Source organism: Bradyrhizobium sp. CCGB01 (genome assembly GCF_024199795.1).
Taxonomy (GTDB): domain Bacteria; phylum Pseudomonadota; class Alphaproteobacteria; order Rhizobiales; family Xanthobacteraceae; genus Bradyrhizobium.
The window spans coordinates 1,863,371-1,890,109 of the sequence record NZ_JANADK010000001.1; the positions used below are offsets into that span (position 1 = coordinate 1,863,371).

General features: G+C 58.8%; 15 protein-coding genes and 4 pseudogenes. 9 read left to right on the plus strand and 10 right to left on the minus strand.

What is annotated here, in order from left to right:
• Positions 1 to 274: 274 nt before the first annotated feature.
• Together NLM25_RS08440 and NLM25_RS08445 are read right to left on the minus strand one after the other, a co-directional pair.
• Complete coding sequence (locus NLM25_RS08440) at positions 275 to 703, minus strand: hypothetical protein (RefSeq protein ID WP_254136632.1); 429 nt, start codon at positions 701 to 703, stop codon at positions 275 to 277.
• Positions 704 to 918: 215 nt separating this feature from the next.
• Positions 919 to 1,203 carry a DUF3892 domain-containing protein gene (locus NLM25_RS08445; RefSeq protein WP_254116432.1) on the minus strand — a complete coding sequence of 95 codons (285 nt, stop codon included), beginning with the start codon at positions 1,201 to 1,203 and terminating at the stop codon, positions 919 to 921.
• A 1,397-nt stretch (positions 1,204 to 2,600) separates the two neighbouring features.
• Here NLM25_RS08445 and NLM25_RS44045 point away from each other — a divergent pair.
• Positions 2,601 to 2,903, plus strand: a complete 303-nt coding sequence (locus NLM25_RS44045; protein ID WP_305887431.1) for a pantoate--beta-alanine ligase — start codon at positions 2,601 to 2,603, stop codon at positions 2,901 to 2,903.
• Between the two features lie 141 nt (positions 2,904 to 3,044).
• Here NLM25_RS44045 and NLM25_RS08450 read toward each other — a convergent pair whose 3' ends face one another.
• From NLM25_RS08450 to NLM25_RS08465, 4 genes are all read right to left on the minus strand, one after another.
• Entirely contained in the window at positions 3,045 to 3,197 is a 153-nt protein-coding gene (locus NLM25_RS08450) for a hypothetical protein (RefSeq protein WP_254116434.1), read from the minus strand.
• A 713-nt stretch (positions 3,198 to 3,910) separates the two neighbouring features.
• Positions 3,911 to 4,174: a hypothetical protein gene (locus NLM25_RS08455; RefSeq protein WP_254136633.1), complete on the minus strand. Its 264-nt coding sequence runs from the start codon at positions 4,172 to 4,174 to the stop codon at positions 3,911 to 3,913.
• 136 nt (positions 4,175 to 4,310) lie between these two features.
• Complete coding sequence (locus tag NLM25_RS08460; protein ID WP_254136634.1) at positions 4,311 to 5,201, minus strand: hypothetical protein; 891 nt, start codon at positions 5,199 to 5,201, stop codon at positions 4,311 to 4,313.
• 28 nt (positions 5,202 to 5,229) lie between these two features.
• On the minus strand, positions 5,230 to 5,892 hold the full coding sequence (locus NLM25_RS08465) for a ParA family protein (protein WP_254116437.1): 663 nt from the start codon (positions 5,890 to 5,892) through the stop codon (positions 5,230 to 5,232).
• 2,574 nt (positions 5,893 to 8,466) lie between these two features.
• Between NLM25_RS08465 and NLM25_RS08470 the strand changes: the two genes are divergently transcribed.
• Positions 8,467 to 8,925: a GNAT family N-acetyltransferase gene (locus tag NLM25_RS08470; protein ID WP_254116438.1), complete on the plus strand. Its 459-nt coding sequence runs from the start codon at positions 8,467 to 8,469 to the stop codon at positions 8,923 to 8,925.
• A 258-nt stretch (positions 8,926 to 9,183) separates the two neighbouring features.
• Positions 9,184 to 10,425, plus strand: a pseudogene (locus NLM25_RS08475) (IS256 family transposase).
• Between the two features lie 1,333 nt (positions 10,426 to 11,758).
• On the opposite strand, the gene NLM25_RS08480 reads toward NLM25_RS08475, so the two are convergent.
• On the minus strand, positions 11,759 to 12,511 hold the full coding sequence (locus tag NLM25_RS08480; RefSeq protein ID WP_254136635.1) for an IS5 family transposase: 753 nt from the start codon (positions 12,509 to 12,511) through the stop codon (positions 11,759 to 11,761).
• Positions 12,512 to 13,871: 1,360 nt separating this feature from the next.
• Between NLM25_RS08480 and NLM25_RS08485 the strand changes: the two genes are divergently transcribed.
• The 4 genes and pseudogenes from NLM25_RS08485 to NLM25_RS08505 all read left to right on the plus strand — a co-directional run bounded on the left by NLM25_RS08485 (position 13,872) and on the right by NLM25_RS08505 (position 21,413).
• Positions 13,872 to 15,068 carry an efflux RND transporter periplasmic adaptor subunit gene (locus NLM25_RS08485; RefSeq protein WP_254116440.1) on the plus strand — a complete coding sequence of 399 codons (1,197 nt, stop codon included), beginning with the start codon at positions 13,872 to 13,874 and terminating at the stop codon, positions 15,066 to 15,068.
• Between the two features lie 4 nt (positions 15,069 to 15,072).
• Entirely contained in the window at positions 15,073 to 18,180 is a 3,108-nt protein-coding gene (locus tag NLM25_RS08490) for a multidrug efflux RND transporter permease subunit (RefSeq protein ID WP_254116441.1), read from the plus strand.
• Between the two features lie 87 nt (positions 18,181 to 18,267).
• Positions 18,268 to 18,427, plus strand: a pseudogene (locus tag NLM25_RS08495) (IS3 family transposase); the annotation flags it as partial.
• Between the two features lie 1,261 nt (positions 18,428 to 19,688).
• Positions 19,689 to 21,413, plus strand: a complete 1,725-nt coding sequence (locus NLM25_RS08505; RefSeq protein ID WP_254136636.1) for an outer membrane beta-barrel protein — start codon at positions 19,689 to 19,691, stop codon at positions 21,411 to 21,413.
• Between the two features lie 588 nt (positions 21,414 to 22,001).
• Here the strand turns inward: NLM25_RS08505 and NLM25_RS08515 are convergent.
• Positions 22,002 to 22,503, minus strand: a pseudogene (locus NLM25_RS08515) (transposase); the annotation flags it as partial.
• A 55-nt stretch (positions 22,504 to 22,558) separates the two neighbouring features.
• Positions 22,559 to 23,131 (minus strand): group II intron maturase-specific domain-containing protein, encoded by a 573-nt coding sequence (locus NLM25_RS44110; protein WP_375167820.1) that lies wholly within the window; start codon positions 23,129 to 23,131, stop codon positions 22,559 to 22,561.
• Between the two features lie 194 nt (positions 23,132 to 23,325).
• Between NLM25_RS44110 and NLM25_RS44365 the strand changes: the two are divergent.
• Both NLM25_RS44365 and NLM25_RS08530 read left to right on the plus strand, forming a co-directional pair.
• Positions 23,326 to 23,913 (plus strand): annotated as a pseudogene (locus tag NLM25_RS44365) (shikimate kinase); the annotation flags it as partial.
• 892 nt (positions 23,914 to 24,805) lie between these two features.
• Complete coding sequence (locus NLM25_RS08530) at positions 24,806 to 25,078, plus strand: hypothetical protein (protein ID WP_254136637.1); 273 nt, start codon at positions 24,806 to 24,808, stop codon at positions 25,076 to 25,078.
• 638 nt (positions 25,079 to 25,716) lie between these two features.
• On the opposite strand, the gene NLM25_RS08535 is transcribed toward NLM25_RS08530, so the two are convergent.
• On the minus strand, positions 25,717 to 26,325 hold the full coding sequence (locus NLM25_RS08535) for a hypothetical protein (protein WP_254136638.1): 609 nt from the start codon (positions 26,323 to 26,325) through the stop codon (positions 25,717 to 25,719).
• Between the last annotated feature and the right edge of the window lie 414 nt (positions 26,326 to 26,739).

A 26,739-nucleotide genomic window follows, 5' to 3' on the forward strand; every position in this document is an offset into this window, starting at 1 on the left:
GCCTCGCTGATGCCAGAGCGATTGAAAAGAAACAAGCGGAGCCACAGCGTGCACGTGGCGCCTGAGGCGGTCGAACTATTCAGGCCAGGGATGTGCGACCCTCACAGTCAGGACATCCGCATCCGATTGGCCGTGGCGCTTGCACGCAGCAAATTTGCAGCGCGCCCGCTGCGATGGCAGGCCTCGGCCTTGATCGGCTCTGGCCGCGAACCGGCGACGTTGCGCTCGGGCTGCGGGCGCAGCTGATGAAGTCGGCGAACCGGCCGGCTAGCGATTAACTTCCAACGGAGAGGTCAATGCCAATTTTTACTGCCGCCACAACGGCTGTTCTTGCGACCGCCGGCATCACCAGCACCTTTGTCGATGAAGCGGAAATCGTGGAATTGGACCCAAGGCCTGAGGATGACGGGGGAGAAGACGAATAACGGCGATCTCCGCTTTCAGATCCCCGGATTTCGTACCTTTTTTTACGAGCTTCAGTTGTCCCCGTATGCCGCATCGACCTGACGACAGGCTGACGACTCCAATGGATGGCGAGATCATTTGTCAATCCCGCAGACGCGGCGATGCGGCTGGCTGCCGAGCTATCATTGAAGTCGGCCGTGAATTGATTGAGCAGAAGAAGCCGCTCGGACACGGCAATTTTCCTGCCTTGGATCGATGCAGATTTTGGGATGGCAAAGAGCGCGGCCGGCAACTTCATCAATGTTGCAAATGTTTATGGCACCAAACTTCCAACCATTGGAAATTTGGCCCCAACCGCTCTCTACGCTCTTGCTGCGCCGTCAACGCCGCCCGAAGTCCACGAGCAAATCGAAGACCGCGCTGCCAAGGGAGAGAAGGTAACGCCCCAAGGCCGACGCATTCGCGGCGTCTTGTGCAGACCTCATTCGCGCCAAGGGTAGATGTTATTGAGAATCACAAACACTCAGCGAGTAAAAGAAGATTGTCAGGTTGAATGTCGTCCGCCATCGTCTTGATGTACTTGTGCCCCTCGTGCGTGGCCCACACCACCTCGACCCTGCGGCCGTTTTCTTCGACGTAAAACTCCCATTCGTCGCTCTCGATATCTTTGATAGCCTGATCGATGGATCGCTTCCACGGCGTCCCGTCGGGGTTTGCTCCTCCAACATGTGTGATTCTTTCGTGAGGGTTCTTTTTGTCCGTCTTGCTGACGCAGCGAATGCGTGCGCGTTTAACCATTCTAGTCTCTCCTAAATCTGAAAGTCCCGAAGGCCCAGCATAGATCAATGGTTGGATTAGGCGGCCACCAATCCTGGTAGGTGCGGGGGACCTTTCACTATACAGCTTGGAGGAGTCGCTCATGGACTGCCATCCGCGCGCGCCGCGCTGGTCAGCTTTGCTAGGCAGGCGGCAGGGCGGCAACCAAAGTTAGCGAACCGTGATAGGGACAGCGCGTTATAGGGAAGGACAAAGCGCCGAGTCATGTCGTCACTAACTTCACTGACAGCGCGAGCGCGGTACGGACAGCGTCGGGCTACGCGATCCTCCGACTCCGAGTCACGCTGCTTCTGTCGCGAGCCGCTTTGTCTTGGAAATCGGCCCGGAGTTGAGCGAGCAAAGCGCGGCACTAAGCGCATTTATGAAATCCCACATGGCCAACGCGCCACCTTGGGTTGAGCTCGCCTAGCAGGTCGGCCAGCGAGCGAACGGGCTATTCCGCTCGGCGTATAAGCTGCGCTGGGCAGGAGTTCTCGGCCGCCAGTCATAGCCCGCCCATCAAGCCCGCTCCAGCGTACGCTGGGGCGGGCTTTCCCTGTTCTTTTTGCCGACTGGCGTTAACGCTGGTTCTAGGGGGCGTTGGGGGAATACGTGAGCGCGGCTCGCGAGTTTATCGACTTCTGAACCGAGAACAGCATTCAAGCCGTCGAGCAGTACAGGACTCCCGGCGCGTCGCAGGATGTGGCGGAACTCAGCCGATATCTTGTCGAGGCCGCTGGGGAGCGGGGTATTTCGGAGCCCGACTTGCGGGCTGAGATCGGCGAAGTCTCCGAATACATCAGGGACCGGCTCAAGGCGGTGAACGACGCTGAGCGCAAGCGGCGGAGGTTGGCCACGGCGCCGTGCTGCGAGTCGATGCTCTAAAACGTTGCCAGGCCCTAGCCAGAGCCATCCTTCTGAACATAATTCAATGCACCGGGGCAAGCACTGGGTAAAAGTTACAACAAAGTACAAGTCCGGTTGGACTAACGGCTTCCGATGCAGGATAAGGATTGCCTTGGCACGCAAAGCCTTGAGCATGGTTCGTGCAAGTCCCTTGTATTGCCCCGCCATTGGCAGGCGAAAACCAACAGTGCCGAACCCCGTTGATTCTTCCAGTACGACGGAGCAGGAAGCCCCTGCGCCATGGCCTCAGAAAGAAGAAGAACTGGGCGAGCACCAAAAGTGACAGAAATCTCTGTCCAGCTCGGTTGATATCTTTTTTGAATGGGTGTGCGCGGCACAGCCCTTGTGCGAGCTCTTCAAGGTGGCCATTTCCGCGGCGTTCAACCGTGGTCTGCGAGTTGTTCAACATGGTGCTGCGGGATGTCGCGTTCTTTGAATAGAAGGATTTTCAGCAATAGGCGGTGGTGCGGCGAATGGCAACCGATCTCAACCTTCCGATCGACATCGTCGCCGCGCAAACGGTTCGCGATCCGGATCAGCTCGCAATGACCAGCCGGAACCGGCGTGTCAGCGCGACTGAACGCAATCGAGCCCCTTTCGGTCAGTCGAAGGCTGTTCGAGGCAGAGGCCGAGCTTCGGGCAGGGGAGCACGATCCCGTCCGGCTGTTATCACTCGCCAGGCGATCCATCGAGAAGGTCGATGGGCTGCAAACCTGGAAACCGTAGATGTCGAAACGCTCGAGCCAGTCACAAGCCGTATCGCGTCATGTCGCTAGCTTGACCGGGCTGACGACAATATCGTGCTCGATCCCGATGGCTTTGCCGGCTGATGCCGAGCTCCGAGCGAGTCGCGATCTTGGTGTGAAGCGCAGACCGCCGATCAGCGGTCGCGCGCGCGTTTCCGTCGCAGGGGCGACTCATTGAGATGATGGAGCTGGTCGCTCCGATCTTAGCACTTTAAGCGCGCGACGCTTCATCGTCGCGGTCAGCTTTTTTGCTTTGGATCGACCGGGTGTTTTGGATGCAAGACTGCCGATGCTTGATCGTTGCTCCTGCTTGGTCTGCGTCATCGCCATCCTCCAAATAGATTCATCAATACGAGCTGGAGCATGCTTGCGATCGCAACTAGCGCCTCAAGCACGGCCGCTCACGGGCTCGGGCCAAAGCTGGTTGTGGCGAGCAGACCGGTGCGGTCAGCAGCAGAAAAAGAATCCTGTTCGCTTCATAACCGGCGGCTGCTCGACTGCGTTTAGAACCCGACATCACCAGCGGGCCTTCGTGCCTAAAAAGCGACCTGACCAGCTCCGCCCGCGGCGCTTAAGCGAAATCTCATAATAGGAAAAATGGTCGGACATCCACAATCGTTGCATTTCTGTTTACGGCGAACTCCGATCGTGGCGCCGCCTCCTCTGCTCAACGTATGGGGCCGTTGTGAAGCATCGTGCGACGTTGCTGACAACCCCTTCGACAGTTTTGCACATCGACTGCGGTGAAAACTATCAAAAAATGTCAGTCCAACGCTAGATTCCGTCAAGCCCGCTGTTGCGTAGCAAATGGCTTTATAGGAAGAGCAACATCTTCATTGTCGGTGAGGTGTATGTTCGGTTGGACTTTTCAGCTGAAAGAGCGCATTCGAGCGTCTCCAATGTGCTTTCTCGTAAGCCCGTTCCTTCGGGATGAAGTCGGTCAAAGGAGCAGCGTGCATTGTCCTTGTTCCCCCATTTGCATGACGACGCTTTTCTGGCCTTTTTCGCGCGATTACAAGCACATGTACGCAGCGTGCCTACTCGACATCCATGAGCGCTACTTTTCGAGCGCGCCGGCGTTTCCGACGCCGCGGCAGGTCGGTCATGGCATCGACGACGTCATGCGGGCGAACCGCGGGTTGTGAAACGAAGGCCTCGATTTGGGCGCTCCACCGGAAACGATCTCGGCGGGCCGCCGACGACGCGGATGTCGTGCTCGCCTCGGTTGCCGGCAGATCGCGGCCGAACGCCTTGGCGGCTTTCAGATTGACTACCAGCTCGTACTTGGTCGGTGTTTGCACCGGCTAATCAGCCGGCTTCGCTCCGGCCCTTATCAGCGCAATCATGGGCCATGCAGGAGCGGCCCCAACGTAAGCGTCTTCTTCGCTCAAGGCTCGGACGAAAGTTTCGGACGCCAAAACCTCGCGCTGCTTAGGTTTACATTTCTGAATCTGAAATGCGGGTCAGCATCTTCACGTGCGGCCCCGCCCGTTTGAAGACCGGCTGCCAAAAGGCATAGGCCGACTCGGCGAAACTCGCGCTTATGGCGAACTTCGTGAGCGCCGCTCGATATGCGGCCTGTAGCGGGCAGCCTTGCCCCTCGACAAGGTGCCAGATGAAATGAGCGACCTGGCGCGCGTACGTACTAGGATACCCTCGGAGGTTGGCTACGATCTCAAGCCGCACGGTCCCGGTGTCGCGCGTCGCCGGTTCCGTGATATTGGCAAGCCAGATGAAGATTGATGGATCAATGCTCGCTGCATAACCGTCGCGCTTGAGCTGCTGATTGATTATAGAGAACGCGATGGCGGCTTCTCTGAAGCATTCGCTCAGGATAAAGTTCGCCTGATTCTCCACCTTGCCGTTCTGAAGATCATTCAGCAATCTGAGAGCCTCGTCAGTAAGCCGCCGCATGTATTGCGGCTGCGCCGCGCTATCGGCAAGTTCCTTCTGCACGATCAACTCGGCCGCATCCGCGCGGAGCTCCGTCGCGGTTTCTTTGAGAACGGTCAAAAAATTGCTTTCAAGAGCGGAGCCGATGTCTTTCGACGCCGCTTCGCCCCCCGCCCGTTCCTCTACGAGATCGGCAATCTTCACCATCATCTCAGTGGTAGTGTCGGAATTTAGGAGTTCGTCCTTCAGCGCTGCCGCATTCCGAGATTCAAGCACAGCAACGGGACTCGGAGCCGTCGCTTGCCTCGCCAGCGTTGTTTCATCACACGTCTTCTCTCCTGTGCGCTCCGATCGCGGATTGGAAGCAGCAATCCCGCTGGACAACACAAACAGGCCATCGTCAACGGCTCGGCTCGCCGCCGCGGTAAGCTCCACTAGCGAGCGTCGCGCGCAACGCGCGTGACTAGCACGGCGCCTTTTCTGTGTGTGGCTCATGATCTAACGACCCCTCGACAAGCTTCTTCAAGACCCAGCGCCACAACTCACGAACTTCCTCCGAGGCTCTTCCCTCTTGTGCAAACTCGGTCACGCCTAATCCTGACCCAAGCGCGTCCTGGTGGTCATTGCGCTGTCCGACATAGGGAAGCGCAAGCACCCCGAGCGAATTGAGCGATGTTGCAGCTTCACTCAAGCGGCAACCCCGCGGCGGCGCCTGATTAAGGACGAAAGCGAATCGGCGGTTGAGCCTACGAATAGCAATCAGCGTCGGTATCGCAGCTTCGATGTCGGCCAGGCTCGGACGCACAGGGATCAGGCAAAGATTGGCCCTCGCGATGGCGAGCACGGCCAGTGCATTGTTCGTGGCGGCGGTATCGATGACAGTAAGCCAGGTTCCCTCAGCTTCAAGGCTGTCGAGAGCCACTTCAATTTCGGCGGGATCGGAGATCCGAACGACCCGCGGATAGAGGTGGCCGCGTCGCTCTTTCCATTTTGAAATCGTGCCTTGTGGATCCGCCTCAACAATTGCGACGCGCTCCCCGTTCTCCATCGCTGCGACTGCAATTCCAACCGCCAGCGTGCTCTTGCCGCTTCCGCCTTTTTGGGTGATCAGAGCAAGGACATACATATCCTGCGCTTCCCGAATGACAACGAGATCGCATGAGTCGTTGAAAAAGCTGAGCCTACCAATCGGTGACCTACCACTCCCCAGCGTGAATCGCATCAAGAGCGAACGTGGAACTCACAACCAAATCGAGTCCCCGCCACGAACGATATACCGCGCTATATGTTGCCCAACGATTGCTTTGGCCCTCAGTCAACTACCAACCATTGGGAATGGATGGGAAGATGATCACGTGGCAATCCTCGTCCAGTAACCCCCACCGCCGGATGAGAGGTTGTCCTTTTTACGAGCTTCAGTTTTCCCGTATGCCGCATTCACCTGACGAGAAACTGACGACTCCAATGGAGGGCGAGATCATTTGTCAACCCGCGCAGGCGCGGCTGGAGAGGGGGAGCCGGCCAGCGGTTGGGCGGCGGGCGGTGAGGGGCGCGTCGGACGCGAGACTGTAGCGGCCAGCGGAGGGCTCGTTCTCGTTCAGCACATCCACAAAACGCGCGTGTAGCGTTATCTCATGCTTTGATCCGTCAAGCAGAACACGAAGGCGGTAGCGCGTTCCGCCAGATCCGAGAACAAAACCATGTCGGCCGACCATTCTGGGACCCGCTGCTGCGTTCACGATAATCCGTTGCCCTTTCACCATCTCATTTTTGACGAGTGTGAGGTCCAGTGGCTTTGCCAGGCTGCGTCTGTTTGGCGGAGGCATGGTGGAAACTTAGCGCCGCCGGTCGCATGCAAGGAGTTTCCTCGTCGTACCAGGTAGTTTGCGATCAGTAGCCTGACAGCCGGGATGACAGTAGCAATCTCGCGGATCATTTGGACCTCAAAACGTTCATTTACCTCACGAGACGATCAAATCGTCAAGCCTCGTTGTGTTGCGCTCGGACGAGAAGGCCGCCCGAAAGAGATGCATCGGCTCGCGCCGCAGCGGAGCGCATTCGGGGTCGCACGCAGCTCGCGGCCGAGTCTATCATTAAGGTTGGCCGCAAGTTGGTTGAAGAGAAGGCACTTGGTCATGGCAATTTTCTTGCCATTGGTTGAGGCTTAGTTCGGCTGGGGAATTAAGACGGCCGATCGATACATGATGATAACCAACGGATACGGAGAAAATTGGACATGCGTGTCCGATTTGAAATACAGAGCACTCCTTTCTTCGTCGTCTGCAGAACCAGAAGTCCGCCGTCAAGTCGAGGGCCGCGCGACGCGTGGCGAGAAAGCAACGAACTGTATATATCGTTTCGTCCGGCTTTTGAGCAAACCGCATTCGCGCTAAGAGTAGATGTTGCTGAATATCGCGGACACTCAGGCAATAGAGGAATGTTTGGATGAATATCGTCCGCCGCCGTCTTGATGAACTTGTACCGCTCGTGCGTGGTCCACGACATAAACTCCGCGGCCGTTTTCTTCGACATAGAACTCCCACTCGTTGCTCTTCTCGGATAGCCTGATCGAGGGATCGCTTCCACTGCGTTCCGTCGGGGTTTGCTCCGCCATCATGTGAGAATCTTTCGTGAGGGTTCTTTCTGTCCGTCTTGTTGACGTAGCGAATGCGTGCGCGTTTGGTCATTCACGTCTCCTGAATCTGGCAAAAGGTTGAGGACCAGCCGGTTGGATTAGGCGGCCACCAATCTAGGTAGGTACGCTGCAGTGCTTTTCCGTGATACAACTTCGCGGCTCCCGGGGCCCTGCCGTCACCGCCGGGAGCCGGTGGTCAGCTTTGCCATTCAAGGTGGCCAGGCCGGCCACTGAAGTTAGCGGCGCGTGATAGGGACAGCGCTTGCGTGCTTGCGACGCCCCAAAGCGCCGAGTCACGTTGTTGCTAACTTCACCGGCAGCGCGAGCGCGGTAGGGACAGCGTCGGCTACGCGACCTATCGACGCCGAGTCGCGCTCGACGCGCTGCTTCCGTGGCGAGGATAGCTCACTGCGCCCCCTATGTTTTTCGCCCTACCGGGTGGCGACACAAACTCGGTTACAAGGTGGGTGGTCAGTAGAATCTTGGTTGGCTCATAGATGGTGAAGAACCTTGACGATCTCGGGCGTATGGCAGAGGTCGAAATCAACGAGTGCCGAGATCATAGTTGAGCAGCTCGATGGCGAGATCACTGTCGCAGTCGCCGGCGTTGTGGGCGTTTATTTGCAGCTAACGGCAGATAGTCGCGCAAGCTCTCTCGTGCCATGGCCGTGGCCGCGAAGAATGCGCAGAAATTTACCGCGTCAGTTGAGACGTAGTGGCTACTTTCTCACCGAGTGCTCTTGCATAAAGCGCGTGGCACGCACGCGCGCTCGCTCCAGCATGGCTTCCTTGCTTTCGCAGCGGCAAGCTTGGCCCTTGGTGTAGCCATTGTTATTTGGGCTCCATGCCGATAGCGTAGGTCCAAGCGAATGCCCGGTGCCGCGCGTGAGGCTATGGTGGAATCAACCGGTGCTCGCACCACAGCCCGCGCAAGGGTCCAGCGGTTGCCGTTACCCGTCTTGTAGCCGGCCGGTTGAGCAGGCCCGTAATCAGGTCGTCGCTGATGTCGCTCGAACAGCTCGCCATCGCAGAGCGCACTTGCCGACTGAAAGGTAGGGTCCCAAGATGGACGAGATCGTTACCAGGAGAGTGACCGCTGCAGATGCAGAAACCGTCGGCCGCTTTGTCGATTCACTTTTGGTCGAACTAAGGGGCGAACCGTCCGATGCAAGTCGCAGGATCAACAGCGCGCGAGCACTTTTGGCGGACAGCAGTAATTATCTTGGGTTTCTTGCAGAAAAGAGTGCCGGGCCGCTCGGGCTCATGATGATTATCGAATTCGCCGCCGTCTACACGCTCGGTATAGCTGGGACGATCACCGAATTGTACGTTTTGCCGGCGTATCGCTCGAACGGCGTCGCCGAGCGGCTGCTTGGCGCTGCGATCGCACATGGCAAGATGCGCGGCTGGAATAGGCTCGAGGTGGGCGCGCCCAGGCAACCAGCGTGGCAACGATCTCTTAAGTTCTACAAGCGCAACGGGTTCACCGAAATCGGGCCGCGCTTAGGCTTGAAACTTGGCTGACCGGTTGGTGCCGCCTATCTCATCGCGCGCTCAGCTTAACATGAATCCCGACGGCGGCAAAAACCGAGCGACAATAGGATTTATGGAGGCACCTCATGTTCGACACGGCAACCGCCGCGCTTTGCGGCGCTCCTCGACGAAGTCCGCGAAGCGTCTCGCACGGGGATGTCCCGGGTTCTGTTCAGTTTCTGAAGAGGTCGGGGTTGCCCACCTTTAGCCGGTAGGCGCAGGGTGCTGATTCCACAAGTAGAGCAAGCCGTGACGAGAGATATCACACCGGCTGTTTGGCCGGCGACCGGGGCTGTGGACGAAGCGTTTGCAGAAGTGCGGGCGAGCTTCGATCGGTTCTGCCTTGCGGCGGGGATCGAGGCGCTCGGCACGATGATGGAGGCGGATGAGACGGCGGCCGGAGGGCCGCGCCACGGTCGCGATGCGGCGCGGCGGGCGCATCGTTGGGACGGATCGGTTTCCGCGGCGGCAAGATCGAGGTCCAGCGCCCGCGGGTTCGGGGGTGGACGGCCGCGAGGTGACGATCCCGAGCTGAGAAACGGCGGAGGAGGATTGGCTCGGTCGCTAGGCGATGAATCTGCTGATCAATGTGTCGACGCGCCGGTTCGGCCGCGCTGTCCGGCTGTCCGAGGGTGACGTGCCGGCACCGCCCGGATCGGGGATTCGAAGTCGGCGGCCTCGCGGAGGTTCGTAGCGCTGTCGGCGGCGCGGCTGACGGACTTCATGGCTACCGACCTGTCCGCGCTCGACCTTCTGGTGGTCCAAATCGACGGTCTGCATCTCGGCGACGATCTCGTGCTGGTCGCCGCGATTGGGGTTGACGGCGAAGGCAACAAGCATCCGCTGGCGCTGGCGGAAGGGGCGACCGAGAATGCCGCAATGGTCCAGGCTCTGCTGGACAATCGGTATCGCGCCGGCTTGCCCACCGACGGTGCCAAGACTGTTCATCGCCGACGGCGCGAAGGCGTTTGTCGAAGGCGTCCGCCGCACCCTCCGTTCGGCCGCTGTGATCCAGCGCTGCAGATCCACAGAGCGCGCAGCATCGTGGAACGCCTGTCGAAAGAGCATCATGCGCCACCCGTCGGGTGCTGCGTCAGGCCTGGGAGCTCGATGAAGCCGACAAGGCTGAAAAATTGATCCGCAATCTCGCGCGTCGACTCGACCAGCAATGGCCCGGCGTAGCGGCCAGCGTCCTCGAAGGCCTCGACGAAATCCTGACTGAAGTTGCCGAAGGAGCTTCGTCGATCGCTCGCCTGTACCAACATCGCCGAGAACATGATGGGCACCATTCGCCGCGTCACGCGCAACGTCAAATGCCGGCGGGACGCCGGTATGGCCTTGCGATGGGCCGCGGCCGGCATGATCGAGGCCAACAAGGGCTTCCAACGATTGAAGGCGCATAAGCAATTGTCAGTTCTGTGTGCCGCCCTTCAGGCTCGCCACAATCGCATGACGATCAACCCCATCGCCCACGTCAAGAGGGCCGCGTAACATTCATTCCGGCAACGCCGGCCCGACGCAATTCAACACGGACCGGGACATCTCCTCCGCGGCATCAGAACCGGGGTTAAGAGCATCTCGAAGGAGTTCTTCGGAATGCTTCCAACTAGCATCGGCTCTCCGCGATATACTCAAAACAGGCGCGGAACGTCAGAGCGCGGCCAACGATCGCATGGGGTAGCAATCCACCTCGCTCAGCCACCGCCGCAAAAGAGCTCTATTGTTCTTCGCTGTCGAGCTCAATTGAGTCAGAATCGTCAAAATCCAAGAGAGCCGGCATGCCAGCAGTGATTCGCCTTGTATTTCTGCGTTTTTTTTAACCACTTGCAAATTCTTTGCAGCGGCGTCATCGGTGTGATCCACATCTCGGCTCAAGTTGAAGCGCGTACCGACGACGAGCCAGGTCAGTGCCACATGCCGTCATTCGCTATCCCGAACGAGGCATTCGCGCTGCCAGTGAAGTTTGCAGCGTTGTGGCTCGGCGCCGGCATACTGACAACGATGTCCCACCACAGGAGGCTAAAGTGGCGGCGGCCATGCTGCCGCCTGCATCGCAAGGCTGACAGCGTGCTCCCCGGAGGGCAACCTACGGGGTGGCCTTCAAGTTGTATCGCAGAGAAGGCCTGTAAGTCACCGACCAGAATTAGTCGGCGGCCGCTAGGAGAGTGGTTCTTTACCCGATACTCTCTAGGCCGATCGGAGCATATGTTCGCGTGATGTGAGTCGCCGTAAAGCAGGTAATCTTGCTTGTAAAACAAAAGCTGATGTTGAAGCGAGGATATCTCCCACGGATTCTTGCAGGCCGAAGTACGGGCCGCATTGGAATCTTCCTGTCTGTTGACACGAATACAGGCGTGGCCGGTTAGTACATCAACATTGGCTACACCTTGGGGCTAGCAATATCAGCCCTTGCTCGGAGCAGGGCCCATTACGGCATCTAGGGCTGAGACTCGATCAGAGCTAGAAGGCGACGGCGGTTGCGAGCGCCACGGCGGACAGGGACAAGATGTAACCTGACGTAGCGTTAGATTTGCGTTTTGCATTCGCTCTGTTAAGCAGAAGGACGGCTGGGGTTAAGCTAAGGAAGTGACGCTCGAATGAAAAAATGCTTGTTTGTGACTGCGACCGCCATCGCGCTTGCAGCGACGGGGCCGGCTTTCGTCGCTGAGGCCGCAGGACGGGCCGACACCAATGCACAGCTCGACGATCCCTCAGGTTTTTGCAGCTCCAGCCCGTCGACGGAATGGCTCTGCCGAGTTTTTTCTTGCTTAACCGACCCGGAGTGCGTCCTAGGGTCCGTATCTAATTAAGGGCTGAGACTCGATCAGAGCCAGAAGGCGACGGCGGTTGCGAGCGCCACGGCGGACAGGAAATTGGCGGCGAGCTTGTCATAGCGGGTATGGACGCGCCGGAAGTCCTTGAGGCGGCAGAAGGCGTTCTCGATCAAGTGGCGGCCCCGGTAGCGCTGCTTGTCATATCGGATGGTGCGCCGGCGGTTGCGGCGGCCGGGTCTGACGGGCGTGGCGCCCGCTTGGCGGGCGAGGCGGCGTAACCGGTCGGCGTCATAGCCTTTGTCACCCAGCAGGTATCGCATCGGCCCGGCCCGTTCGAGAAGCGCGGCAGCGGCCTTCATGTCGCTGACATTGCCGGGTGTCAGCATCAGGGCATAGGGACGGCCAATGACGTCAGTGAGCGCGTGGACCTTGGTCGTCCAGCCGCCGCGCGAGCGACCGATCGCCTGGGCCGCACGCCCCCCTTTGCTCCGAACGCCGCGCGTTGCGCCTTGATGTAGGTGCTGTCGATGGCGGTGCTCTTCGTGACCGCCCCTGCCTCCACCAGCGCGTCGAGCAGCTTGAGCCAGAAGCCTCGGCGCGACCAGCGGTTGAACCGATTGTAAATCGTTGTCGAAGGTCCGTAGTCGGGCCGGGCAATTGCACCAGCGGCAACCGACCTTGAGCACGTGCAGGATGCCGGAGATCACGCGTCGGTCATCGACGCGCCGCGCGCCGGGCTGGTTCTTCGGCAGATGCGGCTCGATCGCCGCCCACGCCGCATCCGACAACCAGAACAACGCCATACGTCGCCTCCCGAGATCCACACCCTCTGAGAATCAGGAAAACCGAACCTGCTCAACCCGCTGATTGGGTTTTGACCCTAGTATCTACGCTTAACGGATTCATGTCGGTTGGGCGGAGCGGATGAGGTGCATTTATGACGCACGACTCCGACGGTGATGGCATTCGAGCCTCAGCGCGGATCATACCGGGCGCGGCTTGTGTTCGATCGCGATATCGGCCAGCTCTGCCAAAGAGCGCCCGATTTCGGCGGTCGGGATCAGAACCCGCGCGCCGTACCGCTTTTTTTGACACTTCAATTAAGTATCCAGGCCAATCCGGAACGAGAGTTGTCTAGGCGGCCGGCATCGCGACTAACCAATTCGGGTAGGCGCCTTGCGGATCTCATCCGGGATAAAATCCGGACCGGCTGCACGGGTAGAGAAATGACCGCATGCTTTGGTTTCGGCTCTGTCTCTGCCTCGGTTTCAGTCTTGGCCTACAGAGTTTGCGGGGTAGCCGGCCGGTCAGGGCGTTGACGTTCGGGCGAATGACAACGCCCTTATTGACCAGTTTAGATCAACTTGGCGAGCGCAGGATGGTGCGACGGCGGTCTCGACGGTAGCCCACTTCGTTCCCAGGGGATGGGCGGTTGGCCGAGACGGACATTGGCGAGCCCGTTGTCTTTATCATGGGCCAAACGCCGGTCTGCCAAGGACGAATATACGGTCACCTAGGAGGTAGCACCCGATGGCACAATGAAACTGTGGCTCCATATATACGAAACCAACGGAACGAGACTTGCAGGCGTTCGCACTTTCCCTTGTTGCTCACGAGTTGATAAACAACGAAAAGGCCGTGAACCATCGCTTTCTACATGACCTCGCTGACTTTATCTTCATGACGACAACGCGAGGCAACTGAGCGATCTTCTGCGGCGCGGTCGTTGCATTTTTGGCGATCTTGTTAGGGGGCACTACTTACCGACGGTGGAGCAACAAACGGCAAAGGGCGACTTGTGGCGCGTTCAGCTTTCAGTCGACTGCGATTTTCAGGGGACTGCTAGGCATTCTACCCGCAACGTCATCATTCTCGAAAAGCGCGATGGGTAAGATTAGAAGTCTCAATCGCTCCTGGCTCAGCGTATCATGACTATGCCCAAGATTTTGTTTGATCATACGGAACCAGAAGATCAGGAAGCAATCGAGGCGGCGACGGCAGCCGTCCGGTCTGTCGATCTCAAAGAAGGATGAACTAGCATTGATTACCATGAGTAGGACGTAGCCGATCGACCCGAGATCCCAGCACGTGTGGGACGGTCTAACCGTCCCATCCCAACGAAGTTGATGCAGTCCGCGATCGGCTGGCACTCAAGGAAATAAAATGCACAGCACCAGACGTCTGCCGCGCGCGAGGGCATATCTGGCAGCGGCCGCATTCCTCTCGCTAACGCTTGATGGCGTTGCCGCGCAGCGAGGCGCGGAACTGCCTCCGCCAACGGTCAGCGTGATCGAAGTCAATGCGCATCCCGTTCCGGTCGTGAACGAGCTTCCGGGACGCGTCGCTGCGACGCGTATCTCCGAGGTTCGCGCGCGTGTTTCCGGAATCCTTCAGGCGCGTGTGTTCACGCAGGGTACTCCGGTCAAGGAAGGCGACCTCCTTTACCGCATCGATCCGAAGCTCTTCCGGGTGCGCGTGGCGAGCGCCGAAGCCTCGCTGCGCCGAGCCAGGGCCGTTCAGCAAAATGCGAGTCAGCAGTTCGAGCGCCAGAAGATTCTTCACGAGCGCGACGCCACCAGCGGTGTGAACCTGGATGCGGCAACCGCGACACTTGCCCAGGCCGATGCCGACGTTGCATTGGCCGAAGCTGCGCTCGCCGAGACGAAGATCAATCTCGACCACACCGAGGTTCGCGCGCCAATCAGTGGCCTCATCGGCGGCGCTCTCGTCACTGAGGGCGCGCTTGTCACCGCCGACGGAACGCAGAATCTGGCGCTGATCCAGCAGGTGGATTCGGTCTATATCGACTTCACGCAATCGGCGCAGGAGTTGCTCGCACTGAAGCGCGCGGTTGAGGAAGGCAAGCTCGCCAGCCCGGCGCCGGGAGAGGCTCGGGTCGAGCTCGTTTTCGACGACGGCAGCCTCTATCCGGAAGCGGGGCGGTTGCTGTTCGCGAGCGCCAGCGTCGATCCCACCACCGGGCAGGTCACTCTGCGCGCCCAGTTCTCCAACCCGAAGCACGACCTGCTGCCCGGCATGTTTGTTCGGGTGCGAACCGCGCAGGCAGTTCGCGAGGGCGCGATCACCATCCCTCAGCGTGCCGTAACCCGGGCACGCGACGGCAGGGCGCAGGTCTATCTCGTATCGGAAGGCGGGATTGCAGAGGCGCGTGACATCGAACTTGGACGGGCGCTCGACTCGGAATGGGTCGTCGAGGCCGGCCTAAAGGAGGGAGAGCGGGTCGTCGTCGAAGGCCTGCAGAAGGTCCACTCGGGCGGCAAGGTTGTGCCGGAGTCAAGGAAGCCTGCCGACCGGGAAGCAGGAATCTCTGCCGAGCAACCGAACAACCGAACAAGGTAAGTTGATGCCGCACTTCTTCATCAGGCGGCCGGTCCTGGCCTGGGTTTTTGCCCTGTTCATCTCCATTGCCGGCGTCATTGCGATTCCGCTGCTGCCGGTCGCGCAGTACCCCAAGGTCGCGCCGCCGCAACTGACGATTTCGACTTCGTATCCGGGGGCCTCGCCGCAGGAACTCTATCAGGGGGTCACGCGCCTGATCGAGGAGGAACTGAATGGCGCCGCCAGATTGATGTATTTCGAATCGACTTCGGACGCGTCAGGCTCGATCAGCATCAACGTATCTTTTGAGGCCGGCACAAGCGTCGAGCAGGCTTCGGTCGACGTGCAGAATAGGCTCCGGCGAATTCAATCCCGACTGCCGGCGGCGGTGACCGCGCAGGGCGTGACAGTGGAAGAGGCTTCAGCCGGGTTCCTCATGATCGTGTCGCTGACGTCCACCGACGGCAAGGTTGATGAAGTCGGGCTCGGCGACTACTTCAGTCGCAACGTCCTTGGCGAACTGCGCCGTCTTGGCGGAGTAGGGCGCGCGCAGCTGTTCGCCGCTCAACGCGCGATGCGCGTCTGGATCGATCCAGACAAGATGGTCGGCGTCAGGCTGACTGCCGCCGACATCAACAATGCGGTCCTGGCACAAAATGCCCAGGTTGCGGCCGGGCAGATCGGCGCATCACCGAATCCAGTCACGACCGACCTGACGGCGACCGTTCTCATCAAGGGGCAGCTCGCCAACGTCGAAGAATTCGGCAATATCGTTCTGCGGGCAAATCCGGACGGCAGCACGGTCCGGCTCAAGGATGTTGCGCGTCTCGAACTCGGCGCCGAGAACTACAACTTTTCCAGCCGCCTGAACGGCCAGCCGAGCGCAGCCGTCGGCATCCAGCTTTCCGGTAGCGGCAATGCGGTTGCGACGTCGCGTGCCGTCCACGCGAAAATGGAGGAATTGTCGCGGTTCTTCCCGCCCGGTGTGAAATACTCAGTGCCCTACGACACCAGTCCCTTCGTCGCCGCCTCGATCGAGAAAGTGCTGGAGACGTTGCTCGAAGCGGTGGCGCTCGTGTTCGTGGTAATGTTCGTCTTCCTGCAGAACTTCCGCTATACGCTGATCCCGACGCTCGTCGTGCCGATCGCGTTGCTCGGCACCGGCGCGGTCATGCTGGCGGCGGGGTTCTCCATCAACGTCCTGACCATGTTCGCGATGGTGCTCGCGATCGGAATCCTTGTCGATGACACCATCGTCGTCATCGAGAACGTCGAGCGTATTATGGCCGAGGAGGGCCTGTCACCGAAGGCCGCCACCAAAAAGGCTATGAACCAAATCACGGGGGCCATCCTCGGGATCACGCTCGTTCTTTCCTCCGTCTTCGTTCCGATGGCGTTCTTCCCTGGCTCGACGGGCATCATCTATCGCCAGTTCAGCCTGACCATGGTCGTTTCGATCCTGTTCTCGGCATTTCTGGCGCTGTCGCTAACGCCGGCACTTTGCGCGAGCTTCCTCAAACCGATCAAGCATGGTTATCATGAGAAGGGAGGAATTGGGCGCTGGTTCAACCGCAACTTCGAAGCATTGACCGACCGCTACACCGGCGCTGCAAGCGGTAGCGTGCGGAGCGCCGGACGCATGATGATGATCTACCTTGCCCTGGTCATCGGCCTTGGCTGCTTTTTCGTCAGCCTCCCCAGCGCCTTCCTCCCAAATGAGGACCAGAGCTATCTGGTCGTCGACATTCAGGGCCCGCCGGAATCCAGCGCCAACCGGACCCTGGCGTCGATCAAGCAGATCGAGGCGCTTCTCAAGTCTGAGCCTGCCATACGCGATATCGTGGCCATTCAGGGATACAGCTTCTCGGGCAACGGCGCGAACGCCGCCTTGATGTTCGTCACCCTCAAAAACTGGAGCGAGCGGGGCGAGGGCCAGGCCGCCCAGGAGATTGCCGACCGGGCCAACGGGCAATTGCTTACATTGAAGGACGCGACCAGCTTCGCGCTTTCACCGCCGCCGATCGAGGGCTTCGGCAACACTAGCGGCTTTGCCTTTCGGCTTCAGGATCGCAAGGGTCTGGGTCAGGCAGCACTGGCGGAAGCGGCGGCCGAGTTGATTGAGAAGGCCGCCAAGAGTCAGATGCTAGCAGGCCTTCGTATTGAAGGATTGTCCGACGCCGCGCAAGTGTTGCTCATTATCGATCGCGAAAAGGCCAACACGTTCGGCGTGACCTTCGCCGACATCAACAACTCCATCACAGCCAATCTCGGATCGTCCTACATTAACGACTTCCCGAACGCCGGTCGCATGCAGCGGGTCATCATCCAGGCTCGGGGGTACGACCGGCTTCGGGTGGAGGATCTGCTGAAGCTCAACGTCCGCAATGCGAGCGGCGGGATGGTGCCCTTATCCTCGTTTGCCATGGCGCAGTGGCGGAAGGGCCCGCCGCAGATCGTTGGATATAACGGTTATCCGACGGTGCGCATCGCGGGCGAGCCGGCTGCAGGTCATTCGTCGGGTGCAGCGGTCGCCGAGATGGAAAGACTTGTCTCCGAGTTGCCGAATGGTATCGGTTCCGAATGGACCGGGCAGTCGCTGGAAGAGATCAAATCAGGATCGCAGGCGCCAATTCTGTTCGGCCTAAGCATCCTCTTCGTCTTCCTGCTGCTCGCCGGCCTCTACGAAAGCTGGTCGATCCCGCTCTCAGTGATGCTCGTCGTGCCGCTTGGCGCAATCGGTTGCGTCTTGGCCGTGATGCTCCGCGGATTGCCGAACGACCTCTACTTCAAGGTCGGACTGATCGCCATCATCGGCCTGTCAGCGAAGAATGCCATCCTTATCGTCGAGTTTGCCAAGGACTACTACGCTGAAGGCCAATCGCTAGCTGATGCCGTAGTTGAGGCCGCTCGCGTCCGCTTCCGGCCCATCATCATGACGTCTCTCGCCTTCACGCTCGGCGTCGTCCCGTTCGCCATCGCATCGGGCGCCAGCGCAGCTAGCCAGAATGCTATCGGGACCGGCGTTCTCGGCGGCATGATCTCGGCGACGGTTCTTGCGATCTTCTTTGTCCCCGCCTTCTTCGCGTTCATTCTGCGAGTGATGCGGACAAGAAGGACGGGCTTCGAACGATGATGCTGCAGTCGAGCTTCGTTTGCTGTTCGCCGTCAACGCCTGTGAGACAAATTGAGGGATTTTGCGGAAGGAGGATGCGCCGCCTGGGGCGAAACGGCGCGCGCGTCGACCTCTGGCGAGGTGAAGGATCTCCGCCGAGAGACTGTGGCCTTGAAGGGGGCCGTGGCCGATCTGACTATGGAGAACCGGCTGCTCAAAAAAGCACGAACGGCGATGGGGAGGACGAGGCATGAGATATCCCGCCTCCGCGATCGGTCTGCCAGCGCATGCTTGGCACAAGATCACGTGGCGTGAGGGCACGGCAGAACCGCTGTCTTCGCGTTTTGCCCGTGTGCGCGTCCGTCTGTCACATCGAGATTACTGGCTCGCCGAATGCCGGCACGAGGAATGGCTGCTGATCGAGTGGCTGAGGGCGAGGCAGCACCAACCAAATATTGGTTTTCAACGCTTGCGGTCAACATTGTATTTCGTCGGCTGGTCGATATTGCAGCAAGCTGCGCTGGCGCATCGAGCGCGACTACCACGAACTCAAATAGGAGTTTGGCCTTGGTCACTTCGAGGGGCGAAGCTGGCGTGGCTTCCACGACCACGCAACATTGTGCATTGCCGCCTGCGGATTTCTAGTCTCCGAGCGAGAGACGAGTCCCTCTCAGAAACAGCCGCCACCAAGCCTTCAAGGAAGTTGCTATTCCCGAAACCTATCGGCCGAGGGGATCCGCCATTGCGGCCTGAACGGCACGTCCCGAATTCGATTGCGACCGTCCGATGAAGATTGAGCGCTGCGCTCGTCGTCACACTATCTCGATGCCCTTGTTGCATCAGGGCAATCTCAAGTCAAAGTAGCTAAGGAAATTTATGACGCAGTAAGACTAGGATGTGCAGACATTATGCGAGTGAAGTGTGTGGACCACCGTTAGAAAGGTCACACCTGTCCTCATTAGACCGTATGTTCGCCCTCTGAGGTGACGTCTTTCGGGTCGGCTCGAATGCTTCCTGCTCTTTCGGGTGTGCAAGCTTAAACCTCCGGTACAGACGTTGCGATAAGCTTGGCGAAGAAGGATTGCGGCTCCCAATCTTGCCCTTCGCGGAATAGTACATGATCGGCCGATGGGCGCGCTTGTCTCCCTCGACTATCGGGACCAAGCGCTCAAACTGTTCGAACTGGACAAAGCTCGGGCCCGGGAAGGGCACGGATGTTGTCCCTCACGGCTGCCGAGCTTGGCAAAGATGGCGGTGCTGCCTTATCGAAGTTCAAGGACCCTGATCGGTATTGTGGCGCCCCGGCTGCGCCAGCTGTCGGTCTTGAGACCAATGTCAGCAATTTGACCTACACGCCACCACGAAGTGCCTCCATAACCTACGAATTCACTTCGGCACGTAACTTGCTCAGTTCACCGCATCATCAACAATCGCAGTGCGATGATCTTCGGGACGGACTTGGCGCAACTCGCTGTTAGCGTCTGGTCCGCCCGACGGATGCTGAGGCGATAAGTTAAGGGCGCTCGGTTGTGGACGAAGAAAACGCAGGGATGTGTCTGCTGCGATCTCGAGTTCTTCTTTTTGGAGCGACGACAATTGCGCTCGTCGCAAGCGACGCAGCCAATGCGGCAGACCTTGTGCCAGTAGTGAACCTGCCAGCGGCGGTGTGGAGCTGGTCCGGGGGGTATATTGGCGGCCACGTCGGAGGCGGCTACGGCCGAACCTCCTTCAGCAATCCGTACGGTCCTTCAATCTATGGCGACGTCGTCGATACCCCAGTATTCCTCGCAGGTGGTCAGGTCGGGTACAACTGGCAGAACAACGGCTGGGTGTTTGGCGTCGAACTTGATGTCAGCGGTGATGTCTCCGACGGCACAAATACCTGCCTCGCCGCGTCCGGCTTTCTCGTGAGCGCAAACTGCAAGGCAGGTCCCAACGTATTTGTTACCGGGACCGGTCGCGTCGGTTACGCGTTTGGCGCGCTGGGTCACACGCTGGCCTATCTCAAGGGGGGCGTTGCTTGGCAAAACAATCGCGGCCACATCTTTAACAACTTTGAAGGCCTCGCGCCACAGCAGAAGACCGACTTCGACTATGGTCGCCTCGGTGGCATCATCGGGCTGGGCGCCGAGCAAGCGCTTACGCCTGCATGGTCGGTCAAAGTAGAGTACGACTATCTGCATTTTGGTGGGCCGAGTGTCGCTACTCCTCCCACCGTGCAGTCTCCGCCGTTTGAGATTCTTCCGGCGAATACAACGGGCCTATCCAGCAATTATCACATCGCAAAAATCGGATTGAACTACCACTTTGGAGCCGCCCCGTGGACGCAGTGGTCCGATGCACCGCTGTACGCGAAAGCGCCCGCCGGCGCGCCGCCGATTGCTTACGCCGCCGGTTGGTTGTTCGAAGGCGGATCGCGGCTCTGGCTCAGCCGGGGACGATTCCAATGGAACGCTAGCGCTGTGCCCCTCGAGATCGCTACTGGAGATCCTAACATTCTTATATCAAGGCTCACCTACCACGGCCTCGACGGGCTTTCCGGGGACGCATTTGGCCGTGTTGATAGCCCGTGGGGAGTATTCCTGAAGGGCAATATTGGCCTTGGACGCTTCAACAAAGGAAACATGAATGATGAAGATTGGGGCTCGCCCTATGTCAACACGATATCAGGCCAGGCAAACGGGAGGTTCAGCTATTACACGGGCGATGCCGGTTACGATTTCTTGCGCGGCGCCGACTACAAGTTCGGCGGATTTATCGGCTGGAGCTACTACGAACAGAGCTCCGACTCGAGGGGGTGTGTACAGATCGCCAACCCGATGACTAGATGCCTGCCACCCGGCGACGCCAGGGTCGTTGGCAGCCAGAATATTCAGTGGAATGCGCCTCGCATCGGCCTAAGTGCCGAAACCATGCTCACCGAGCAATGGCGTTTGAGCACGGACGTCGCTTACCTGCCCTGGGTCGATTTCAAAGGGCGTGACAATCATCTCTTGCGCCCGACGACCACCTTCGCTGAACAACGCGGGAATGGTGGCGGCGGCGTCCATATTGAAGGCGTGTTATCCTACTTCATCACCAAACACTTCAGCGTCGGCGTCGGCGCGCGCTACTGGGCCATGTGGACCAAAAAAGACAGCGAAGTGACATGCACAGGCTGTGGTGGCCCGGGAATCACCACTGGGACTCAGTTCTCCAAATTCAGTATGGAGCGCTGGGGTACGTTTTTTCAGGCTTCCTATAGGTTCGATTGAAATGATCAGCGAAGCTCCGAGCATTCCACGCCATCCTGAAGCGTTTGTAACCGGTATGAGACGTTTCGGTGCTAACGTTCTGCCGCGGTATCCTACATCGTGGCGTATGGTGCGACCGTCGGAAAAGAGGCACCGGGAGCACGAAGGTGCGGGCAGGCCGATACACACGATGAGCCGAGAGCTCGAGTTAGGGTCTGGACCTAGTTAGCGAACTCTGATTCCCTCGAGTCAGATTGATTCCGCGGGGGACTTCGATGCGCAAAGGACCGTCTGGCTCAATGATAAGCAATGGGCTCTGATAGAGCCGCATTCGCCAACGAACCAGACCGGTTCGGAGCGCGACGACGATCGACGCAACATTAGCGGAGAATTTCGATTTCTCGATTCCTAGAAGCGTGCGCACACCTTCTCACTCGAATGGCTCTTCGCGAAGATTGATCGCAGCCTCCACAAGGCGCAGAGATTGAAGCTGATTCCCTGCCGTGAGAATTCCATCAAGCTGTGTCTTGAATGGCTTGTCCTCGTCAGATAATTTGAAACTGATTAGGCGGTTTGGGAAGGGAGGCTCTAGTTCATGCGGGTTAGAGTTTAAACGGCCTGCAACCGATGCTGCAAGCGTCGGTTTGTGGTGTCGCGCTTGATGCGGTTGCGCTCTGCAAGGATCGCCTCGGCCCTGCCGAAGTAGAAGTCGGCTGGTGTGAGGTTGTCGATGCTCTCGTGGTAGCGAACGTGATTGTAGTGCTCGACAAAGGCCCCTACCTGCCGTTCGAGATCGCCAGAAGGGTAGTAATTGTCGAGCAGAATGCGGTTCTTCAGGGTCTGATGCCAGCGCTCGATCTTCCCCGATGATACCGAGCGCCTTGGACATGCTGCATGCCCTTCTGGTCGAGCCACATGGCCAGATCGTCTGCCACGTAACTTGAGCCATTGTCGCTCAAAGCCTTGTGACGGTGATGTGGTCGAAGCCGGACGCTGCGAGTGCCTGATCGAGCGTGGCCGTGACGTCGGAGGCGCACATGGTCGGACCAAGCCTCCAGGCCACGTTGTAGCGCGAGAAGTCGTCGAGCACGGTCGAGAGATAGTACCAACCCCGCTGGTGATCTTGAATGGAGTAAGAAGCGCACGAGCGCTTCTCCTCCCCGAACCTATGGGCACCTTTCAGCGCATACGGCTCTCCGTTCAAGTCTGGCCCGTGGCCGTTGCGACATCAATGATATCGCGAGGTGATGGTCTTCCTGGGCTCCTCCCTGAAGATGTAGGGATTTGCTTCCGGGTTTCTCCATCGGAACTGCTTCTTTGGACTGGATACCAATCGGTGCAATGCTCCCGACACGGGCCTCGTTCACGACCCCGTGGACAAACCTGGTCTTGGCCTGCCCAGCGACTGGTGCTCGATACCAGCTTCGCATCAATGGTTTGATGCGATTCCGATACTTTCTCGCAAGCCAGAGCGCCGTTTTCCAAAACACGACATGATCGACGTGCCGTAACGTGGTCGCAGTGAAGTTCGTGTACTTGTAGAAGGCCGCCGAGCCCCGCAGTTGGCGGTTCAGGCGGCCCCGTATCGACCTTGGCAAGATCATGGTCACCAGAGAGGACCTTCGACAATCTTCGTGCGAATGCCTTGGCCTTCTCTTTGGGTATGGTCGTGACGACCGCCATCCGCCCGCTTGATCCCCGTTTGCGAATGATCCGATGCCCCAGAAAGACGAAGCCATCGTTGACGTGGGTGATATGGGTTTTCTCCATATTCAGCGTCAACTTGCCTTCCAGAAAGGCCCGGCACTCCTTGCGGACGGCCTCAGCATAGGCGTTCGTCCCTTTGACGATGACGTCAGCATAGCGACAATAGGCTACAGCAGGTTTCCACTCGCGGTTCTCGCGAACCGTGATCGGACGCACCTGTTGAATGCCGATAGCACTGCGACCGCATGACGGCTGCGGCTTCATCAAGGCCTCGCTGAGCGAGCGTATGCTCGCCGTTCGCCGTGCCGGCCCGAAGGAAAGTCCCGATCGGATGCCGGCCTATGGCGAAGCAAGGAGATCGTCCGAGCCGGCCTCGGCGCTGCAACATTATCCTCGTAGTGAGTGAGTGGCGGGCGAGGCGCGCGAGAAAGCCAAGGCTTGGCTGGAGAGCAGAGGCGGGGAAAGCCTGATAGGCGAGCATCTGTTTCGTACGGTGACAGCAGGCCACATCGACGGTTCCGGCGCGTTGCCGTCCCGTCCAGTGACGATTACCTCCATGTGCCAGAGCGCAAGAGCGAGACGTTGACGGGAATGGGGGCGTGCTGATCGGGCGGTCTCCCTATGACAATCCCAACCTGCGCCCGCTTGCCTACGAACGCGTCAAGTCGGCAGCTGATGGGATCCGACTGCGGCATTCCTCGATAGATGCGTAGAAGAAATGGCCGGTCGCGCTTTTCGCCTCGGTGCCTTCAGCGGCCGAATATCTAGGAGCAAGATAGGCCACGAGCTGGCCGCCACTCACCCTCAACTATTCCGGACCAGTTCTAAGCATCATAATCTGAGAAATTAAACGTACCTAAACTCGGAGCCATGGCCGGTTGGGCCACTTCGCGATGCAGCGACGATATTGCACCTGATTATCCCCAGAGATAATGTGCGGTGACTTCGGCTTAATCATTCCCGCTAAGTTTTTTTTGGCAGGTGGACTTTTCTGTTTCAATCGCCTTCGTTGTACACTCACAGGACTAGGACCGCAGACGGAGCGAGGAATGCTATCCGCTCGAGAGCAGACGCAGTCTGCTCACTCGATGCTTGGCATTCATGACCCGAGGTGGTCACGTGGCTGCGCGGCCTGAGCGCGGTAAGGGGTGCCAGCTATCAATGCTGCGCCAACGGTGAAAGGCGCACTCAGAGATGGCGCAACGAAATGCATCGTGAACCTACGCAATGCTCTTTGTGCCATGTGCCTTGTTGGCCTGGTCGGCAGCGGCTCGGCGTAGGCGGGAACCAACGACATCCTGATCGGACTTGCCAGCAAGATCACCTATGGTCCTGAAGGCCAAGCGAAGGGCGCCCCGGGTAACGACGCCGTGCTGGTCATTGATGTTTCCGCCCGGGCCAAACCCAAGATTCGCGCCCGCGTGCCGGTGGCGAACTCCCTGTTGGGGCCGCCACTAATTTGCAGAGCACACCCGACGGCAGGTCGGGGCCTGTCGATTTCGAAGGGCGATCTCGCGTTGATTGCCAATCGAGAGGGCAAAAAGTGTCTCTGTTGTCTCGATCCAGGGTACGACGGTCACGGCCGTCCGCGAAGTGCCGGTGGAGCAGCAGGCCGCGGCTGTAGTCATCGCGCCTGACGGCAAGCGCGCCTTCGTCTGCCTCATCTCGCGAACAAAATCGAGGTTTTGGCAATCGATGGACAAGACGTGACCTACGACAATTCGATGGACATTCCTTCGGCATTCAACCCCTACAACATCGACATCACGCCGGACGGAGAATACGTCATTGCCTCAAACACCGGCGCACTGAAGAACAACGCTGATGCGGCGGTGATTATCGAAGCAACCGGCCCACATCCCCACGTGATCGACTTGATGAGCCCCGGTGTCGGACCGGAAGGTTTCTTGATAGCGCCCGATGGAAGACCGCAGCTACCCCGCTCCTGCCTGGCAGTTCGACTAAGAGCGGCGAACTAGTTCTGATGTCGATGGCACTGGCGGTAGCCTGACAGTGACAGCGCGTGCGCCGCTTGGCCGCCTGCCGGAGGGCGTCGCTTACAGCCCAAACAGCGACTACCTCTATGTGGCCAACTATGTGGACAGGGACCTGCAGGTATTTAACCTCGCTGGCGGCAAGCTGGCCGAGACGGATCCAGCTTGAAGCTGCCGGGTCAACCGGCGTTCATGCGTGCGCCTGATCAAGATCTCTATGGATGGCCGTGGTTGTTGGATGGACAAGGTCTTCATCAAGCGGCTATGACGGTCGCTCAAGCATCAGGACATCTGTCTCAAGGGCTATGCGGACGGCAACGAGGCCAAGACAGGGGTTGCGAGCTGGATCGGCTTCTACAACGATCGCCTTATCAGGCGCACGACTATCGCACGCCGATGGCGCTTTGGCGCGAACGGATGCAGGCCAGCGAAGGCTGTGGACATGGTGGACGACGCTGATGCGTTGAAACATGCCCACTGCAACTGCAGCAGACAGAGAGTCTGGCAATGTGATAGAAACGGGTCAGGAGCGGTCAGTTTCCAACTAACAACCGGTCCGATCGGCCCCGCTCCGCGAGTCCATTTCAATATTACAAGTCTGTGCCACGACTCGATACCGTCGGTCAGCTGTTACCCTGGGATGAAACTCGCGTTCGCAGCGCAATCTGTGAGGTCGTCCATTCCCTCAGAGCGCGCGACGTCAGATAGGTATTGGCCAGTTTTCTCCAAGCCTTCCCAGCCTCTATCCAGCAGCTTCGCCGGATGGAAAACTCGTCAAGTATTCTCCGCGCAGTTGAAACGAAGCCTGCAGCGTCAGACCTCGCGTCACGCTCAGCCTCCTCGAGAGCTTTACGAAGAACCTCTTCGGACCGCGTCCACCCTGCCTCAGTAAACCTACGTTCCGCGAAATGCTCGAAGCAGGATCTGAACTTCAAAGCACGGCTGAGAACGGTATAGGTTGGTAGATTCACCTCGGTCAGCCACTGCCTGAGGGAAGCTGTTCGCTCTTGGCCGCTATAATCGATAAACTCAGAAATGTCGAACACCATAAACGCTGCCATATTAGCAACTTCGCTTTGTACCTCTGCGTCCTGCTTTTCGAGCCAATCACTGATTATTTGCAATGGCGTCATCAGTTGGCCCAATGACGGGCCTGCCAACTGAACGCGGGTTTGATGGAGTGGAAACACCGCATTGAGCAGCGACGCAGCGATATCACTTCGATCATCCATGCTGCCTCCTGCGCAAAGCGAACGGTCTTTCCTCATGTATAGGTTGGATACTACTGAAGACAGCTGCGAGTCAGCTACCAAGGTTGGTTGGCCTCGGATTGTTTGTGCGCAGCGTTGGGAGCACCGTTAGAAGAGCAGCTTTGGCAAGAGTGTGCTCGCGATGGACGACCAGTCGGACGACATAGGATGACCGTTGTCGCCGCGTATCGAAGTGCATGCTTGCGTAAGCCGAAAGCGCTGGCGGGACGAGCTGAAGGTACCGATCGTCGCGGAGAGTCCAAGCCAGGCGCGGTTGTGACCGAAATCGCGCGCCGCCACGACTGCCGACCCCAGCAGCCATTGCTGTGTGGTGAACCTGTAACATGCGTTGGGCAGCATTATATACTACTCGAACTTGTAGATAGTAGCACCTCG